The sequence below is a fragment of the Pseudomonas sp. AC355 genome (assembly GCF_979258205.1).
Genome location: NZ_OZ409843.1, coordinates 2,394,267 through 2,413,223 on the forward strand (window position 1 = coordinate 2,394,267; position 18,957 = coordinate 2,413,223).

Genomic DNA, 18,957 nt, shown 5'->3' on the forward strand with positions numbered 1-18,957 from the left:
TCAGGCCAGGGAGCTGGTGTCGTTCACCAGACCAACCTGGTCGCGACCCGCTTGCTTCGCCATGTAAAGGCCGCGATCCGCCAGGTTGACCAGTTGCAGGGAGGTCTGCCCGGCACGCGGTACCAGGGTCGCAACGCCCAGACTGGTGGTCAACACCGAGCCCGGCTCAGGCTTGTCGTGGGCAATACCTAGATCGGTGACCGCACGACGAACCTTCTCGGCCAGCAGCCGTGCGCCCCCCGCCGACGTGCTAGGCAACACCATGGCGAACTCTTCGCCGCCGTAGCGGGCCGGCATATCGCTGGAACGGCTGCAGCAGCTGCGTAGCGCCTCGGCAACACGCCGCAGGGCATCATCGCCGGCGACATGGCCAAAGTTGTCGTTAAAGCTCTTGAAGAAGTCGACATCGATCATCAGCAACGACATCGGCGTCTGCTCGCGCAGAGCGCGGCGCCACTCCATCTCCAGGTATTCGTCGAAGTGCCGGCGGTTGGACAGTCCGGTCAGCCCATCAGAGTTCATCAGGCGCTGCAGCACCAGGTTGGTTTCCAGAAGCTGCTGCTGGCTTTCACGCAGGGCGCGGTAGGCTTCGTCGCGCTGCTGCAACGCGGTGTAAGAGCGAGAGTGATAGCGAATGCGCGCTACCAGCTCGATGGTGTCCGGCAACTTGACCAGATAATCATTGGCACCCGATGCGAAAGCGGTGCTCTTGACGGTCGCATCGTCCTTGGTCGACAGCACGATGATCGGCACATCACGCAGCGAGGGCCGCGCCCGATAGGCACCCAGCAGGGTCAGACCATCGACGCCAGGCATCACCAGATCCTGCAGGATCACCGTCGGACGTAGCTGTTCGGCCACCGCGACTGCCTGAGTGGGATCGGCGCAATAATGAAAGTCGATGCCGCCCTCGCCCAATAGCTCGCGGCGCACTGCCTCGCCGATCATCGCCTGATCGTCGACGAGCAGCACCATGACCGCGCCTTCCTTGGGTGAGCCAAGTTCTTCCGTGGAATTTGGGGGGGCTTGCATATTGGTCTCCAGACCCCACCCAGATTGAAGGCGAGTCTCTAAAAATTTAACCGCAGGGTAAATCTATCAGCCAAATAGCTCAACGATACGGGCCGCGATGCGCTCTAGCGCAAGTATTTCCTTCGCAGCATCGAGTTCCGCAGCCGCTTTTGGCATGCCATACACCGCACAACTGGCCTGGTTCTGGGCAATGGTGAGAAACCCTCGCGCGCGCATGTTCTTCAGGCCCAGAGCACCATCGCGCCCCATGCCGGTGAGCAAGACGCCAATGGCTTCACCCGTCCAGTGCTCGACCACGCTGTCGAAGAACACGTCGATGGAGGGCCGATAGACATAGCTGCTTGGCTCTTCGGTATAAGTCAGTTCGCCATTACGCTGCAGACGCATATGGTTGTTGGTTCCCGCCAGCAGCACCACGCCTGGCTGCGGCTGCTCACCGTCGCGGGCCAGGCGCACCGGCAGCGCCGACTCACTGGCCAGCCAATCGGCCATGCCGGCAGCGAACACTTCATCGACATGCTGCACCAGCATCACCGCGGCGTTGAAGTCGCCTGGTAGCTGTTTGAGCAGCGACGCCAACGCCGCCGGGCCACCTGCCGAGGCACCGATAGCTACCAGCCGACGAGTCACAGACCTGCCTGGCACCTGCGCAGGAACACTGCGCTTACGGCTGGTGTTCTGGCCGATAAGCCAGCCAATGTTCTGGATCTTGCGCAACAACGTAGCCGCATCCGCCGTTCTATCGCCACCCAGCGACGGCGTATTGACCGCGTCCAGGGCGCCGTAACCCATGGCTTCAAACACGCGGTTGACGTGCTGTTCGATATCCACCGAGACGATCAGGATCGCGCAAGGGCTCTGCGCCATGATGCGCCGAGTGGCCTCGACGCCGTCCATGACCGGCATCAGCAGATCCATCAGCAGCAGATCCGGCAGTTCGACTTCGCAGTGCTGCAGCGCTTCGGCGCCGTTGCCCGCGACCCAGACGATGCGATGCTCAGGCTCCAGAGCGAGGGCCCGGCGCAAGGCCTCCACCGCCAGCGGCATGTCGTTGACGATCCCTATCCTCATTCGTGCGGCTCTCCAACCAGATCGACCACGGCGTCGAGCAACGCCTCGTCATGGAAACTGGCCTTGGCAAGATAATAGTCGGCTCCGGCATCCAGACCACGCCGGCGGTCTTCTTCGCGATCCTTGTAGGACACCACCATCACCGGCAGCGACTGCAGACGGCTGTCGCGGCGCACCAGGGTGACCAGTTCGATACCGTCCATGCGCGGCATGTCGATATCGGTGATCAGCAGATCGAAGTGCTCGGCGCGCAGGGCGTTCCAGCCATCCATGCCGTCGACCGCCACCGCCACGTCATAACCACGACCAAGCAGCAGCTTGCGTTCCAGCTCGCGCACGGTCAGTGAGTCGTCGACCACCAGTACGCGCTTGCGCTGAACACCGGCGAGCTGGCGGACGCTACGGTCGACCCGCTCCAGGCGACCACTGCCGAGCAGTTTGGCCACCGACATCAGCATGTCCTCGACGTCGAGAATCAGCACCGGCGTACCGTCGTCCAGCAACGCGCCTGCCGACACATCCTGCACCTTGCCGAGCCGTGCATCCAACGGCATCACCACCAGCGTGCGCTCACCGACGAAACGCTCCACCACCAGACCGAACAGGTTGTCGCGATCACGGATCAGCACCACAGGGATGCCGTTGTCGCTGGGTTTGCCTTCGGGCCGCTGAAGAATCTGGCTGGCCGCGATCAAGCCGACATGCTGCCCCTCGCTCCAGAAATGCTGACGTCCTTCCAGTTGAACGATGTCCTCGGCCTGCAGGCGCGTCATTCTCTCGATATGCGCCAGCGGCAAGGCATAGGCCTCGCCACCGACCTCGACGACCAGACTGCGCACCACCGACAACGTCAGCGGCACCTCCAGGTGGAAGGTCGAACCCTGCCCCTGGCGTTGCTGCATGCGTACACCGCCGCGCAGTTGCCGCACCATATGCTGAACGGCATCCAGGCCAACACCACGGCCGGACACCTCGGTGACCTGATCACGCATGCTGAAGCCGGGCAGGAACAGGAAGGCCAGCAGCTCCTCCTCGGTCAGTTGCTCGCCGGTCTGCTCGGTGGCGAAACCTCGGCTGATCACCGCACTGCGCAGCTTGTCCAGATCAACGCCGCCACCATCGTCACTGAGTTCCAGCAATAGCATGCCGGCATGGTGGCGGGCGCGAATCAGTATCTGGCCGTCAGGGTCTTTACCGCGTGCCAGACGTAACTCGGGCGGCTCGATGCCATGATCCAGAGCATTGCGCAGCAAATGCGTCAGCGGTGCCTCGAGGCGCTCCAGCACGTCGCGGTCGACCTGAGTGCTTTCACCCTCGATCACCAACCTCACCTGCTTGCCGAGCGCGCGAGCAAGATCGCGCAACATGCGCTCATGGCCGGACAGCACATCGGCGAACGGTCGCATGCGTGAAGACAGCGCGGCGTCGTACAGGGACTGGGCACGCTGGCCGCCCTGCCAGCCGAAATCGTCCAGATCGGTCATGTGCTGGGCCAGCACCTGCTGGCACTCGGTGAGCGCCTGGCGGGTTTCCACCAGCATGGCTTCGGCCTGCGCATCGATGCTGCCTGCGGGGAGCGCTTCACGGGCGACATCGAGGGCACGGCGCGCGACGGTTTGCAGACGTTTGAGGCGCTGCAGGCCATCGCCGAGAGGTTTGATGCGCTGGAACTCGACCAGCGACTTGCTGGAGATATCCAGCAGATGATCGAGTCGCTCCGCGCTGACGCGCAGGATACGACTACGCCCCTCGCCCGATGCTTCGCTACTTTCGGGCCTGCTCTGCCTGGCAGGTGTCGCTTGCGGCTCCATCGGTACCTGAATAACGGGCTCCGGCTCCGGCTCTGGCGTAGTAGCGGATTGCGGCGGCACCAGCGGGCGGGGGCTCGACACGTACCCACCCCGTGCCAACGTACCGAGGCGTTCGACCAATGCGTCGACTTCGCCGTTCGCCCCGTTCGATACCCCTGATGGCGAGCCCAGGCTCAACAAAATGTCGGCCCCCTGCAACAGTGCATCGATATGTTCGGACTGCAGCAACAAGCGCCCTTCCTGGGCTTCGACCAGGCAATCCTCCATTACGTGGGCGACTTTCACCCCGGCGTCGAGACCGACGATGCGCGCTGCGCCCTTTAGGGAATGGGCTGCGCGCATGCAGGCCTCGAGGGAATCAGCGTGACGCGGATCGCGTTCGAGTACCAGCAAGCCGTTGTTGAGTACCTGGGTCTGGGCCTCGGCTTCGAGCTTGAACAACTCCAGCAGCGAAGCGTCGCGCATCTGATCGGGCGTCATCCAAGGCTCCTGGCGATGGTTTGCTGCAATATCTGCTCATCGAGCAGGGTCACGCTGCGACCTTTCCACTGCAGAACCCCGGAGGCGAAACGCCGTGCCATCGGCACACTGCCATTGCCCGCCTCGACCACCTGAATAACGGCGATGGCTTCGATGCCTTCCACCTCGTCGACCGGCATGACCACGGGGCCGTCCGTAAGGCTGAAAATCAGCATGCGCGGCACCACGCGACGCTCGGTAGCCATCTCGGCGCTGTCCAGCCCAAGCATTTCAGCCAATGAGACACAGGCCACCAGGGCGCCACGTACGTTGGTCACCCCCATCAAGCCCAGTGAGCGTTGGTGTGGTAAAGAGTGGATCGAGGTGCGCGTCGCCACCTCGCTCAATGCACGGGTCGGCAGCGCCAACCAGGCCTCGCCAACGCGAAAGATCAGAATCGAGCGGCGCTCGCAGCTGTCCTCCTCTACCCACTCACGCTCCGGCTCATCCTCGTTGCGCTGCAGAGCGAAGCGATCCAGCAGGCGGGTGGCCAGAGATGCGTGAACCTCGCAGTTGCGGCAGTGGATGTGCTGCACCAGGCGCTCGCAGGACTTGTCGCCCTGCACGCCAATACGGTTCCAGCAATCGTCGATATCCGCCCGTTCGATATCGCTCAGCGGCAGAAGACTATCGGTCATCGCGGCTCACTCCACGCCCGGCACGTTGCTGCAGGCGCTTGGCGCCAGCCAGATCACCACGGGAGGCGAGTAGCGCCGACAGGTGAGCAAGCGCCTCGGCGTGCTTGGGCGCCAGGTACAAGGTTTTACGATAATAGTCCTGGGCCTCGCTGCTACGCCCGGCCACATCACTGAGCAGGCCCAGCCAGTAGAACGCCTGGGCCGTCGGCCCGTACGCGGCGAGATAGCGTTCGCAGGCCGTGCGGGCTTCGGCGCTGCGCCCGGCGTTGGCAAGCGTGGCGATTTCAGCCAGGGCGGCATCGCCTGCGCCAGCAGCCACGGGCGGAGGTACTGCGGCAGGCACCCGGCGCACTGGCGGCTTGTTCGGGACAGCGACAGGTGCTGCGACCCTGGCACGCGCGGGTATGACCGGGGCGACTTGGCTCAGCGAGGCAGCGAGGCGCGGCGCCTTGTCACTGGCTCGGCGAAACACGAAGGCCAGCGGGATGTTCAAGGCCTGCATGCCGACTTGGCTGAACAGGCTGGCCTCGGCCGGGCCAATGAACAACGCACCGTCGTCACGCATCAGCCGTTGCAGCACGGCCGCCACGGCTTGCTGGGTCGGTCGGTCGAAGTAGATCAGCAGATTGCGACAGAACACGAAATCGTAGGGCGCCTCGCCGGCCAGCAGACCGGGGGCCAGCAGGTTGCCGGCGAGCAGACGCACCTTGCGACGTACTTCGTCCTTGAGCTGAAAGCCTTCCGGGGTCTCGACAAAGTGACGATCACGAAAGCTCAGGTTGTCGCCACGGAACGAATTGCGCCCGTACAGCGCTCGCTGTGCACGAACCAGTATCAGCTCGCTGATGTCCATGGCGTCGATGCGAAAGGTGTCGCCCGGCAGCCCGGCATCGAGCAGCGCCATGGCAATGGAATACGGTTCTTCGCCACTCGAACAGGGCAGGCTGAGTATGCGCAGTGGGCGAACGCCCATGATCTGCGCGACCCGCTCGCGGGCCAGTTGCGCGAGCGCGACGAAGGATTCCGGATAGCGAAAGAACCAGGTCTCTGGCACCACCACGGCTTCGACCAATGCCTGCTGCTCGATGGCGGAGGCCTGCAGTTGCAGCCAATAGGCCTCTTCGTCGGCACAGCCAAGGGCGGCGACGCGCTGGCGAACCGCACGCTCGATCACCACCTGGCCAACCGACTCGGCATCGAGGCCGATCAGGCCATGCAACAGGCGCTCGAAACGGCCGCTCATACACCGGCCTCCAGAGTCGCCGCGAACAGCAGATCACGCACCGGTTCGTCGAGCAGATCGGCCACGCGAACCCATTGCACCAGACCCTGTTCGGCCTTGAGCACCGGCCCCAGGTAACGGGCGTCCGGCAAGCTCACGCCTGAGTCGACAAACGCTTCGGCGGGGCTGCGCAAGGTATCGCTGGCCTGTTCCAGAATCAGCCCCAGCATGCGCGCAGGCTGGCTCGCCTGGGGTTGGTAGTTGACGATCACCAGACGTGTGCTGGTGCGCACGATGGCCGCCCGCCCGAGCGCCTGGAAAGACAGGTCGAGCACCGGCACCGGCTTGCCGCGATAGGCGAACAACCCAGCGACCCAATCCGGCGCTGCTGGAATCTGCTTGAAGCTGCGCAGCGGCATCACCTCGACGACCTCGCGAACATCCAAGGCGTAACGATCCGTGCCCATGCTGAACAACAGGAACAGCTGACCGGGGCTACGCCGCCCCGGCGATGGCCTGCCCGTTTCGCTCACCGGCTCAGACCTTGAATCGGCTGACGCCGGTACGCAAACCGTTCGCCACCAGATTGAGGTCATCGATCGATGCGCTGGCCTGGCGTAGCGACTCGACGGTCTGCGACGAGGCTTCGCTGAGCTGCACCAGCGCCTGATTGATCTGTTCGGCACCGGTGGACTGCGCCTGCATGCCTTCATTGACCATCAGCACACGCGGCGCCAAGGCCTGCACTTGATGAATGATCTGTGCGAGCTGCTCGCCAACCTGGCCGACTTCGCCGATGCCGCGGCGCACTTCCTCGGAGAACTTGTCCATGCCCATCACCCCGGCGGAAACCGCCGACTGGATTTCGCGCACCATCTGCTCGATATCGTAAGTGGCGACGGCAGTCTGGTCGGCCAGGCGACGCACTTCGGTGGCGACCACCGCGAAGCCACGGCCGTACTCGCCGGCCTTCTCCGCTTCGATGGCGGCGTTGAGCGACAGCAGGTTGGTCTGGTCGGCGACTTTGACGATGGTGGTGACCACGTGATTGATGTTGCCGGCCTTCTCGTTGAGGATCGCCAGCTTGGCGTTGACCAGCTCGGCGGCGCTCATCACCTGATGCATGGTGTCTTCCATGCGAGCCAGGCCCAACTGCCCTGCCCCGGCCAGTGTCGAGGTTTGTTCGGCGGCGCCGGATACCTCGGTCATGGTGCGCACCAGATCACGCGACGTGGCAGCGATTTCCCGGGACGTAGCACCGATCTCCGTGGTGGTGGCCGCGGTTTCCGTCGCGGTGGCCTGTTGCTGCTTCGAGGTAGCGGCGATCTCGGTCACCGAGGTGGTCACTTGTACCGACGAGCGCTGCGCCTGCGCGACCAGGGTTTTGATCTCTTCGGCCATGCCATTGAATCCGGTTTCGATGGCCCCGAACTCGTCGCGGCGCCCCAGGTTCAGGCGCGCGGTCAGATCCCCGCTGGCCAGCGCTTGCAGGGTGTGCACCACTTGCTGAACCGGACGGGTGATCGCCTGCATCAGAAAGTAACCACAGACGAATGCAGCGATGATCGCCAGCACCACCGAAATAGCCATGCTCAGCTCGGCGCGGTCGACTGCGGAGACGATGCCCTCGGCCGAGGAGTAGGCCACGTCGCGATTGAGTTCGATCATTGAAGTGAGCTGAGTACGCCCAACGTTCCAGGTATCGGTCAGTTGCCCAGCCAGCAGGGCTCTCGCTTCGACGGGACGCCCCTCGTCGTATACAGCCAGTACGCTGGCCTGCTGCTGAGCGAACAATTCGCGGGTCTGATTGAAAGCCTCGAGTGCACTACGATCGCTGTCATCGCGGATAGTGGCCCGGTAATCGGCAAGAGACGCGACCAGCTTGTCGCTGGCCACCTTGATCAGCTGACGGTCGGCGTCGCTGAGGGTGTGCTGCTCCCTGATGCTCACCTGCACGATGGTCTGGTGGAACATTTCCGTCCAAGCACTGCGCACCTGGGTGATGTGGAACATGCCGGGCATGGCATCGTCCAGCAGGCGAGTAGCCCCGCCTTCGACCTTGAGCAGACGCTCGAAGGATGCTGCGGCCATCAACAGCATGATCGCGATGATGATCGCAAAACTTGCCTGGATACGCTGGCGAACAGTCCAGTTCTTCACATTCAACCCCATCTGCCGAGACTCTAAATGAAGCCTGCGAGCAGCGCCCACAGGTCATGCGCCGGACTCTATGGGCGTTGCGCTTACAGCGCAAGCAAGACAGGCCTATTTACTGTAGCAACAGGCGCTTGAGTGTCAGGAGGGAGGAAGAAATATGGCTGCCGGACGGCTTGGAACCGCCGGCAGCATGATGCGGCGGGGTTACTGCAGATCCTGGCGAACCTGAGCTTCGAGTTCGGCCTTGAGGGCCGGGTCTAGCTTCAGTTGACGGGCCAGCTCTTCCAGATAAGCGCGCTCCATGAAGTGCTCTTCGTCGACCATCAGCACGCTGGCAACGTACATTTCCGCGGCCATTTCCGGCGTGGTGGCTGAACGTGCCACATCAGCGGGATCCAGCGGTTTGTTCAGCTCAGCCTGCAGCCAGCGCTGTGTTTCGGCGTCGCTGGCCAGTTTGCTGAACTCGCCTTCGATCAGTTCGCGCTCACGCTCGTCAACGTGGCCGTCGGCCTTGGCCGCGGCCACCAGCGCCTTGAGAATGCCCTGGCTGTGCAGCTCCACCTGAGGAGCAGGCAGACGGTCGAGGGTTTGCGGCTCGCCCTGTGGCGCACCGGCCTGCTTGGCCTGCCAGTTGCCATAGGCCTTGTAGGCGATCACGCCCAGCGCGGCGAGGCCACCATAGGTAATCACCTTGCCACCGATCTTGCGGGCACTCTTGTTGCCCAGCAGCATGGCCAGCGCGGCACCGCCACCGGCGCCCTTGAGCATCGAGCCGATGCCACCGTTGTCACCTTTGCCGGCGCCGCCACTGCTGCCGCCCAGCAATCCACCCAGCGCTCCGCCAAGCCCCGAAGAGGACTTGCCGCCGGTTTTCTGTTGCAGCAATTCCTGCCCGGACTTCAGCAGTTGATCGAGCAAGCCGCGCGTATTCATGGAGATCTCCAATGGTTCAAGAACGAACGAATCTACTGCGAAGCCTGGCCGCCGTTGGTTACAGATTGCGTCAAGATATTGCGCGTACGGCCGAGTCGCACAGGCAGATAGACAATCGGCCTGTGGGCAACGTTCAAGAGACGTGAAGAACCAGAGGCTGGTTAACGCGGCGCCAGATGAGAGATCAGCAACTGCACCGATTCCTGGCCACGGAATTCGTTGACGTCCAGTTTGTAGGCCAGCTCGACCCAGCGCACGGTCGGGTTGGGCCAGACCTCACGGTCGACACCAAAGGCGATGCCGTCCAGCTGCAGGCTGCCGCACTCGCTCTTGAGCACCACCTTGAGGTGGCGCTCACCGACGATGCGCTGCTGCACCAGCTGGAACGCGCCATGGAACAGCGGCTCGGGAAAGTGCTGCCCCCAGGGCCCGGCATTGCGCAGCTCGCGGGCCAGCGGCAGATTGAATTCGTCGATGCTCAGTACACCGTCGGACAGCAGCCGCCCGGTCAGGTCATCCTCGCAGAGCTGACGACGAACTTCTTCATCGAACGCCTTGGCGAAGGTCTCGAAGTGCTCGGCTGGCAGTGACAAACCAGCAGCCATGGCATGCCCACCGAACTTGCTGATCAGCCCCGGATGGCGCGAGGCCACGGCATCCAGCGCGTCGCGGATATGAAAGCCCGGCACCGAGCGCGCGGAGCCCTTGAACAGGCCCTCGCCGGCATCGGCGAAGGCGATGGTCGGGCGGTGATAGCGCTCTTTCAGGCGCGAGGCGAGGATGCCGATCACCCCCTGGTGCCAGTCGGCCTCGAACAGGCACAGCCCGAACGGCAGGTTTTCCAGGGGCAGATCCTTGAGCTGAGCCAGCGCCTCGCGCTGCATGCCCTGCTCGATGGCCTTGCGATCCTGGTTGAACTGATCGAGCTGCACGGCCATGTCACGGGCCAGGCCTTCGTCCTCGCAGAGCAGGCATTCGATACCCAGGCTCATGTCGTCGAGACGCCCGGCGGCGTTCAGGCGCGGGCCGAGAATGAAGCCCAGGTCGGTCGAGGTGATGCGCCCATGTTGCTTGCCGGCGACTTCCAACAACGCCCGCAACCCCGGCCGCGCGCGGCCGGCACGGATGCGAGCGAGGCCCTGGTGCACCAGAATGCGGTTGTTGGCGTCCAGCGGCACCACGTCGGCCACGCTGCCCAGGGCGACCAGATCGAGCAGCTCGCCCAGGTTGGGCTCGGGGCGCTCGGCGGTGAACCAGCCCAGTTCGCGCAGCCGCGCACGCAGCGCCAGCAGCACATAGAAAATCACCCCGACGCCGGCCAGCGACTTGCTCGGGAAAGTGCAGCCGGGCTGGTTGGGATTGACGATGGCATCCGCGTCAGGCAATTCGTGGCCCGGCAGGTGATGGTCGGTGACCAGCACCTTCAGCCCGGCCGCCTTGGCCGCCGCGACGCCCTCGATGCTGGAGATGCCGTTGTCCACGGTGATCAGCAGTTCTGGCTCGCGGGTCAGCGCCACGGCGACGATTTCCGGCGTCAGGCCATAGCCGTACTCGAAGCGGTTCGGCACCAGGTAATCGACATGGGCAGCGCCCAGCATGCGCAGCCCGAGCATGCCGACGGTGCTCGCGGTGGCGCCATCTGCATCGAAATCGCCGACGATCAACAGGCGCTGGCGCTCGCGCAGACCTTCGACCAGTAGCGCTACTGCCGCATCGATGCCCTTGAGCTGGGTGAACGGGATCAGCCGCGCCAGGCCTTTTTCCAGCTCCACTGCCGAGAGCACCCCTCGGGCCGCGTAAAGGCGGGTCAACAACGGTGGCAGATTACCCAGGTCGGGAAGAGAAGCAGGAAGCGGGCGGGACTCGATACGCATGGACGTCGGATTCTACTCTTGCGGTGAAACAGGGGGCCGCGCCAGGCCAAAAGACGTGTCGCGGCTCGGATCAGTTGCCCAGCGCTCGCTCGCCGGCCAGCCATTCCACGGGGATTTCGTGCTGGCCACGCTCGTCGGTGACGAACAGCTCGCCATCACTGATCATCACGCTCCAGCTCAGTGCGCGAGGCATATCCAGGCAAAGATCGGCCAATGCTTCCTGCCCCAGGGCGACCACGTTGATGTTCTTCAGGGTGCGCACCGGGTCGAGGCACTTGGTCTGCCACACGCGCAGGTTGCCGTAGGCCACCAGGCTGAACTTCTCGGTACGGCGCGAGCACCAGGTGATGCGCTCGCTGTCCGGCTGGCCGACTTCGATCCAGTGCAGCACGCGACCGTCCAGGCTTTTCTCCCACAGCGCCGGTTCGTCAACGTCGGACAGGCCGCGCCCGAAGGCCAGATGCTCCTGATAGAACAACGCATAGGCGATCAGCCGCGCCGCGAGACGCTCCTCGGTTTCCGAAGGATGGCGGGCCACGGTGAAACGCAGGTTTTCATAGATGCTGCGATCGATATCGGTCAGGTTGAGATCGATCTTGTAGGTCGTGGACGGCTGGGCCATTGCGCACTTCTTGGAATTCGGGAAAGTGCGCCAGTCTATCAGGCCAGCTGGAAGCGTGGGCAGAGCGCCGCCCAAAGGGGCGCCTGCCCTGACTCGTTAGGACTCGGCTTTCCAGTCCGGATAGCGACGCTCTGCTGGCGCCGGCGGGAAGTACTGGTACAGCCAGGTTTCGCTGAGCACCTCCTTGTTGTCGACGCGGCGCAGATAGGCACGCATGTTCACCGGCTCGACGCTGTCGCTGGTCGGGAACCAGTCGAACTGCGCGCGGAAACCTTCGACGTCCGGGTACAGGGCGAGAATGCTGTAATCCTTTACCTCGCCATGAGAGGCCTCGACCACCACCTCGACCTGCGCCTTGGCGTCCATCTTGGCCAGCGGGCCGCCGCCGAAGTCGATGGCGAAGCGTCGTGCCCACTCTTTCGGCCAGTGCTCGCCCGGCGCCCAGCCGAGGGTGAAACCGCCCATGCCGGAGCGGGTTGCATGCACTTGCGCCAGGGTCGGTTTGACCGGCGGCAGCGCAGCCCAATGCAGCTTGTAGCCGAAGTTCAGCGAGGTGCCGGGCTCGATGGCCTGCTTGGGGTTCCAGAAGCAGACGATGTTGTCCATGGTCTCGCCAGTGGTGGGAATCTCCAGCAGATCGATGCTGCCCTCGCCCCACGGGGTGGTCGGCTCGACCCACAGGCTTGGCCGGCGGCTGTACCAGACCACGGTGTCCTGGTAGGACTTGAAGTCATGGTCGAACTGCACCAGGCCGAAGCCTTTCGGGTTGGTATCGGCGAAGGCGTTGAACTGCAGTTTCTCCGGATTGTTCAGTGGTCGGCAGACCCACTCGCCGTTGCCACGCCACATGGACAGGCGGTCGCTGTCATGAATCGCCGTGGTGACGAAATCACACATGCGGCGTTCATGGCCGCCGCAGGAGAACATGCTGGTCATCGGCGAGATGCCCAGTTGCTTGATGGTCTTGCGGGCATTGATGTGGGCGTCGATGTCCATCACCACGCGGTCTTCCAGGCAATCGATATCGAAGCGGAAGGCGCCGGTCGCGCTCGGTGAGTCGAGCAGCGCGTAGAGCACGAAACGGGTGGCGTTCTTGTCCGGTGTTTCGAACCAGAACTCAGTGAAATCGGGGAATTCTTCCGGCGTGTCGGTGAAGGTATCGACTGCCAGGCCGCGAGCGGACAGGCCGTACTGGCCGGTGTTGTCTACGGCGCGGAAGTAGCTGGCACCGAGGAAGGACAAAATGTCGTACTTGGCGATGTTCGGCTGCTTGAACACCTTGAGGCCAGCGAAGCCCAGGTCACCCTTGAGCTGCGCTACGTCCACACCGCTCTTGCCGTATTCGAACAGGTCGGGGCGAAAATGCACTTCGCGGGCGACCCGGCTCTTGGCGTCGACGGCGTGCATGCGCACTGGCTGACGGAAGCCCATGCCGACGTGGAAGAACTGCACATCCAGTTGCCCGCCCAGTTCGTTCCACAGCGAATGCGCCGGGTCGTACTGGATGGCATTGAACTGCTGGGGCGTCAGCTCGGCGAGGGTCTTGGGCAACACCTCAGCGGTGCTCTTGTAGGCGCTGCCGGCCATGCTCTTGGCACGCCCCTGCAGTTGCTTGAAATCGAAAGGCTCGGCCTTGCCGTCAGCGGTTTCGGCGAAGCTGCGCAGGCTGAACAGCCCGGCTGGAAGTCCGGCACAAGCGGCCATCATCATGGAGGCTTTCAGGAGGTTACGTCTTTGCATGGGCGTACCCGAATAGGTGAGAAATATCTGCACGGAGGCGATTAAAAATACCTACAACAGATAGCCCTAGCCGCCACATGGTTCCGCGGAGAATTTGCAACCGCCGATGTCTTGCCAAACACTTACAAACGCTTGGCCTCTAGCAACGCCTTGATGGCTTTACGATCTCGCTTGCCGTCGCGCTTGCCGAGCAGCTCGAGAAAGGCAAAAGAATCGAGGCCATTGAGCGTGGTCTTCGGGCTGACGATCTTGCGCCGCGGATCGGCGCCGCCTTCGAGCAGCAGCTTCACCAGCTCAGGCTCGTCATAGAGGATGGCGCCATTGAGGGCGGACAGGCCCACCTGGTCAGGCTCATCGACCGGGCAGCCGGCCTCCAGGGCCTCTTTCATCTGCGACAACGCCATGGCCTTGCGCGCCTCCGACTCGCTATAGGCAGCGGCCATCAGGGTCAGGGTCGGCGCCTGCATGTTCGCGTTGCCAAGCACGCACCCTCGCTCGTCCATCACCTGCAAGCCATGATCCTTCTGTGCATCCTCGGCGTGGGCAAAGCCCGCCAGCAGGCACAGCAGCAGAACTTTAAACCGCATAACGTTTCTCCAGCGTGCTGTAACCCATCCCAACCCCCTTGCTGACTTTGAGCTGCACGGCGACACGCTCCTTGAGCGCTTCGACGTGGCTGATCACACCGATCATCTTGCCGCTGGCGTTGAGGTTATCCAGCGCATCGAGAGCCACTTCCAGGGTTTCTCCGTCCAGGGTACCGAAGCCTTCATCGAGAAACAGCGAATCGATGCGCGTCTTGTGGCTGACCAGATCGGACAGCGCCAGAGCCAGGGCCAGGCTGACCAGAAAACTTTCGCCGCCGGACAAGGTGCGAGTATCCCTGGCCACATCGCCCTGCCAGGTATCGATCACCTCCAGCTCCAGCTCGCCCAGAGACTTGCGCGCCAACTGGTAACGACCATGCAGACGCTGCAGTTGACCATTGGCCAGGTGCACCAGATGGCCGAGGGTCAGCCCCTGGGCGAAACGCCGGTACTTGGCGCCATCGGCCGAGCCGATCAGGCTATTGAGTTGCTGCCAGCTGTCGTACTCGCGGCGCTGTGCCTCGATGGCCTCGAACAACGCCTGCTGATTGAGGCGGCGCTGTTCGTCGCCCTGCAACTGCCCGCGAATTTCGCCCTGCCGCTGGCCGAGCTGTCTCAATGTCGCCTGCAAGGCCTGCAGCTGTTCGTCCAGATGCTCAGCACTATGCTCTGTCTGCGGCTCGGTACGCAGCACGGCCAACTGAGCCTGAGCCGATGCTTGCAGCGCGCGCGCTTCGGTCTGGGCTTTTTCCAGGCGCTGCCTGAGCGCGTGCAGTTGTTCGCGCTGGCTATCATCGAGCAAGGCGCCCAGAAACTCGCCTTCATCGCTGAATGGGCTGCCTGCCAGTGCTGCCTGCCAATGAGCCGCAGCGCTCTGCTCGGCCTCGTTCAGGGCGACCTGCCGCTGCGCGAAACCGTCCAGGGTGATGCGCAACTCCAGGCAGCGCCGCTCTGCACTCTGCCAGCTTGCCTGGGCAGATTCGAGGCTTGCAGCGGCCTGATCCAGCAACACGGCAACCAGCGGTTCGCCACCCACTTCCTGCCAGCGTGCCTGCCACTGATGTGCCTGTTTGTCCGCATCGGCGACCTGATGCTGCAAGCCTGGTTGCTGCTGTGCCAGCGCCTGACGCCGCTGCTGCGCCTCCTGCCAGCGCCCGGCGTCGGCCTTGCGATCGGCCAGCCAAGCGGCACCGTCATCGGGTAGCGCATGACCAAAGGCGGCCAATTGTGCCGTCAGTTCGGCTTCGACCTGGCCGTGATGCTCGCGCTGCACCCGGAGCTGTTCGTCCAGTGCCTGCGCCGCCGCCTGGGCGAGATCACGGTCGCGCTCGACGGCATTCAGTTGCTGCTGGGCAGCGGCATGTTTTTGGCTGCAGATATTGGCACCCTGACGAGCACGCTCCAGTTCCTGCTTGAGGCCATCGAGCCGTTTCAGGGTAGCGTCGACCTCGACGCGTTCGGCGATCTGCCGGGTTTGCGCGGCAGCGAGTGCCGGCTCGTCATCGGGCAATGGATCGAGCACCTCACCTTGACGTTGCCAGGCAGCCGCCAGCGCATCGAGCTGGCGCTGCAGTTCCTGCTCCTGCTCCCTGCTCTGCGCCACTTGGGCCTGCAGAGCGGCAAGCTGATTGCCGAGATTCTGCCCCTGCTCGGTCAGTGCCTCGAGCGTCTGCCGCGCCTCATCGCGCTCGCGCTGGGTCGCCGATACGTCCAGTGCCTGATAGGCGGCGATGGCCGGATGTTCGGTGGAGCCGCACAACGGGCAAGCCTCGCCAACCTGGAGCTGAGTGCGGTAGGCCTCCAGCGCCTGGATACGCTGCTCCTGCTCAAGCAACTTGTCCTGATCGGTCAGCCGCTGTTTCACCTCGCGGTAGCGCTCGCGCAGCGCCAATAGCTCGGCCTCGCGCTCGCTCAGGCCTTGCTGCTGGCGGGCAAGACCGGTCGCAACACGCTGCTGTTGCTGCCGGAGTTGGCTACGTCGCTCGGCCAGTTGGCCAAGCTGCTCCAGTGCGCTGCCGCGGGCGTGCACCTGCTGCCAGTGATTGCGCCAGTCGGTTTCACTGCGCCCGGCCAGGGCCTTCTGCCAACGCTCGTCCACCTCGGCCACACGCTGCTCGGCATCGGCCTTGGCCTGAGTGGCAGTCTGCACCGACCGGGAAAGATCGTCCAGGCTGAGTTGAAACCGCTGCAATTGATCGGCGCCAACCTGCTGCTTGACCTGCAGAGCGGCAATGGCCTGCTGTGCCTGATCGCGCGCTTCGAAGGCGTGTTGCCAGCCGCTGAGCTGGGCGCTCAGTCGTTCATGGTCGGCAGAGGCCTGCAACTGCACATCGAGGGCCCGGCATTCATCGCCCAGTTGCTGCAACGCCTCGTGCTTTTCCAGGGCAATCGCAGCACTGGCCTGCGCTGCCAGCTTCAGGTTGGCGTGCAGGCCTGCACTGGCCTCGGCAAGTTCCTGACGATGCGCTCGCTGTTGATCTTCACTGGCCGCCAACGCTTGGGCAGCCTCGCGCCGCGCCTGATACGCCGGCTGCAGCCGCTGCGCGGGTTCGCTCTTGTGCAAGCGCGTGAGCTCGCTGGCCACCTCGTGTTCGGCCTGGGTCGCGGCCTCGACCTGACTGGCAGCTGCTGTGACCTGCGCCTCGGCGCGCGCCAGATCGGTCAGCCACTGCCGCTGTCGGCCCGCTTCGGCGAACGCGCTCTGCGTCTCGCCCTCCGCGACCACCAGTTGCGCCGCCTCGTCACCAAGGGCTTGGCGCTGCTCGTCGCCAAGCAGCTCGACGCCCTCGGCACGGGCGCGCAATTGATCGAGATGGGTTTTCACATCGCGGGTCTGCTCGAACACCCGCTGGGAAATCAGCCCGTAGATGTCGGTACCGGTCAGCTCTTCCAGCAGCTCGGCGCGCTGGTTGGCGGAGGCTTCCAGAAAAGCGGCGAAGCCGCCTTGGGCCAGCAGCATCGATTTGGTGAAACGGCCGAAGTCGAGGCCAGTCAGGCGCTCCACTTCGCGAGGCTTCTCGCTGAGCTTGTCGGTGATGATCTCTCCATCCAGCCGCGCCAGCTCTGCCTTGGCGCCCTGCAACGCGCCATCGGATTTATCCCGCGCGCGCCGCTGACTCCAGAACGCGCGATAGCCCTGCCCCCTCACCTCGAACTCGACCTCGGCCAGGCACTCGGCCGTGTGCCGGGTCATCAGCTCGTTCTCGCCGCCGACCCGTTCCATGCGCGGCGTACGGTGATACAGCGCCAGGCAGATGGCATCGAGCAAGGTGGTCTTGCCCGCGCCAGTCGGCCCGGTGATGGCGAACAGGCCATTGCTGGCGAAGGGCTCGGCGGTGAAATCGATCTTCCACTCGCCCTTGAGCGAGTTGAGGTTTTTCAGGCGCAGGCTGAGGATTTTCATGGAAACGGTGCTTAGCTCGGATCAATGGCAGGCCTCTATTGTGGCACTGTTGCCGAGCTGCGGGGATCGGACTCGAACCAACGCGCTTGACGTGCGTCGTAACAAAAACGTCCGGCTACCCCCGCAAGGCGCGGGTAACGTGTGAGATCCGTCCTTAAGGAGAGAGATTCGCCATGGTTCGTCCCGTCCACCACCTGCTCGGTGGTATCGCACTCAGTCTCGCCACCCTCAGCGCCCAGGCTGCCGACGCCCTGCCCCAGGCACAATGGCCGTTCACCGCCGAACCCCGTGCCACCCTCGACGAGCCCTGGGCGATGACCTTCCTGCCCGACGGCACTTTGCTGGTCACCGAAAAGCGTGGCGCGCTCAAGCATGTCGACCCGAAAAGCGGCGCGACCCACGATATCGCCGGTGTACCGGAAGTCGCCTATGGCGGCCAAGGTGGCTTCGGTGACGTGATCCTGCACCCGGATTTCGCCAACAACGGCTGGGTCTACATCAGCTATGCCGAAGCCGGTGATGGCGATACCCGTGGCGCCGCCGTGGCCCGCGCCAAGCTGCAGCTCAACGACGACGGCAGCGGTGCGCTGACCGAGCTGAGCGTGATCTGGCAGCAGACGCCAAAAGTCAGCGGCAGCGGCCACTACGGCCATCGCCTGGCCTTCGGCCCGGACGGCAAGCTGTGGATCACCTCCAGCGAGCGGCAGAAATTCACCCCGGCCCAGGACATGAAAGCCAATCTCGGCAAATTGGTGCGCCTGAACGATGACGGCAGCCTACCTGGCGACAACCCGTTCGCCGATCAGGGCGGCGTCGCTGCCCAGATCTGGTCGCTGGGCCATCGCAACATGCTCGGCATTGCCTTCGACGCCCAGGACAAGCTGTGGGTACACGAAATGGGCCCGGCTGGCGGCGACGAACTGAACTTGATCGTACGTGGCGAAAACTACGGCTATCCGGAGGTTTCCAACGGCGATCACTACGGCGGCAAGCCAATCCCCGATCACGACACCCGCCCCGAGTTCGAAGCACCAAAGATCACCTGGAACCCGGTCATCTCGCCGGCTGGCTTCGTCATCTATCAAGGTGAGCACTTTCCGGGCTGGGACGGTGCGGGTCTGATCGGCGGGCTGTCCTCGCAGGCACTGGTGCGTGTCGCCTTCGACGGCGACAACGCCCGCGAGACCGAGCGTTACGACATGGGCGCACGCATCCGCGAAGTGCAGGAAGGCCCGGACGGCAGCATCTGGCTGCTGGAAGATGGCAGCGGCGGTCGTCTGCTGGAGCTGCAGCCCAAGTAGTCGAACGGCATTTAACCGTCCCTGGGTATCGCTTCGCTCAACACCAG

14 protein-coding genes are annotated in these 18,957 nt (G+C 63.8%); 1 reads left to right on the plus strand and 13 read right to left on the minus strand.

Annotated elements, in window-relative coordinates; genetic code table 11:
• From ACZ0AI_RS11280 to ACZ0AI_RS11340, 13 genes are all read right to left on the minus strand, one after another.
• Complete coding sequence (locus ACZ0AI_RS11280) at nucleotides 1-1,032, minus strand: diguanylate cyclase (RefSeq protein WP_463565819.1); 1,032 nt, start codon at nucleotides 1,030-1,032, stop codon at nucleotides 1-3.
• A 66-nt stretch (nucleotides 1,033-1,098) separates the two neighbouring features.
• On the minus strand, nucleotides 1,099-2,103 hold the full coding sequence (cheB, locus tag ACZ0AI_RS11285; protein WP_463565820.1) for a chemotaxis-specific protein-glutamate methyltransferase CheB: 1,005 nt from the start codon (nucleotides 2,101-2,103) through the stop codon (nucleotides 1,099-1,101).
• A complete protein-coding gene (locus ACZ0AI_RS11290; RefSeq protein WP_463565821.1) occupies nucleotides 2,100-4,394 on the minus strand; it encodes a response regulator in 2,295 nt (764 codons plus the stop codon). Before ACZ0AI_RS11290 ends, cheB begins: the two co-directional genes overlap by 4 nt.
• Nucleotides 4,391-5,071 (minus strand): chemotaxis protein CheW, encoded by a 681-nt coding sequence (locus ACZ0AI_RS11295; RefSeq protein ID WP_463565822.1) that lies wholly within the window; start codon nucleotides 5,069-5,071, stop codon nucleotides 4,391-4,393. The genes ACZ0AI_RS11290 and ACZ0AI_RS11295 overlap by 4 nt, the downstream gene beginning before the upstream one ends.
• Nucleotides 5,061-6,314, minus strand: a complete 1,254-nt coding sequence (locus ACZ0AI_RS11300; protein WP_463565823.1) for a CheR family methyltransferase — start codon at nucleotides 6,312-6,314, stop codon at nucleotides 5,061-5,063. The genes ACZ0AI_RS11295 and ACZ0AI_RS11300 overlap by 11 nt, the downstream gene beginning before the upstream one ends.
• The gene (locus ACZ0AI_RS11305) at nucleotides 6,311-6,826 is read right to left on the minus strand and encodes a chemotaxis protein CheW (protein ID WP_463565824.1); all 516 of its coding nucleotides are present in this window, start codon (nucleotides 6,824-6,826) and stop codon (nucleotides 6,311-6,313) included. Before ACZ0AI_RS11305 ends, ACZ0AI_RS11300 begins: the two co-directional genes overlap by 4 nt.
• A 4-nt stretch (nucleotides 6,827-6,830) precedes the next feature.
• Nucleotides 6,831-8,453, minus strand: coding sequence for a methyl-accepting chemotaxis protein (locus tag ACZ0AI_RS11310; RefSeq protein WP_463565825.1), 1,623 nt, complete (start codon nucleotides 8,451-8,453; stop codon nucleotides 6,831-6,833).
• Nucleotides 8,454-8,654: 201 nt separating this feature from the next.
• Nucleotides 8,655-9,383, minus strand: coding sequence for a tellurite resistance TerB family protein (locus tag ACZ0AI_RS11315; protein ID WP_463565826.1), 729 nt, complete (start codon nucleotides 9,381-9,383; stop codon nucleotides 8,655-8,657).
• A 161-nt stretch (nucleotides 9,384-9,544) separates the two neighbouring features.
• Nucleotides 9,545-11,257, minus strand: coding sequence for a single-stranded-DNA-specific exonuclease RecJ (recJ, locus tag ACZ0AI_RS11320; RefSeq protein ID WP_463565827.1), 1,713 nt, complete (start codon nucleotides 11,255-11,257; stop codon nucleotides 9,545-9,547).
• A gap of 70 nt (nucleotides 11,258-11,327) precedes the next feature.
• Nucleotides 11,328-11,879, minus strand: a complete 552-nt coding sequence (locus ACZ0AI_RS11325; protein ID WP_463565828.1) for a YaeQ family protein — start codon at nucleotides 11,877-11,879, stop codon at nucleotides 11,328-11,330.
• A gap of 96 nt (nucleotides 11,880-11,975) precedes the next feature.
• Nucleotides 11,976-13,619, minus strand: coding sequence for a glucan biosynthesis protein D (locus tag ACZ0AI_RS11330; protein WP_463565829.1), 1,644 nt, complete (start codon nucleotides 13,617-13,619; stop codon nucleotides 11,976-11,978).
• Between the two features lie 122 nt (nucleotides 13,620-13,741).
• A complete protein-coding gene (locus ACZ0AI_RS11335) occupies nucleotides 13,742-14,206 on the minus strand; it encodes a hypothetical protein (protein ID WP_463565830.1) in 465 nt (154 codons plus the stop codon).
• Nucleotides 14,196-17,609 carry an AAA family ATPase gene (locus ACZ0AI_RS11340; protein ID WP_463565831.1) on the minus strand — a complete coding sequence of 1,138 codons (3,414 nt, stop codon included), beginning with the start codon at nucleotides 17,607-17,609 and terminating at the stop codon, nucleotides 14,196-14,198. The genes ACZ0AI_RS11335 and ACZ0AI_RS11340 overlap by 11 nt, the downstream gene beginning before the upstream one ends.
• Before the next feature lie 173 nt (nucleotides 17,610-17,782).
• On the opposite strand from ACZ0AI_RS11340, the gene ACZ0AI_RS11345 reads away from it, so the two are divergent.
• Complete coding sequence (locus ACZ0AI_RS11345; protein ID WP_463565832.1) at nucleotides 17,783-18,910, plus strand: PQQ-dependent sugar dehydrogenase; 1,128 nt, start codon at nucleotides 17,783-17,785, stop codon at nucleotides 18,908-18,910.
• Nucleotides 18,911-18,957 lie beyond the last annotated feature (47 nt).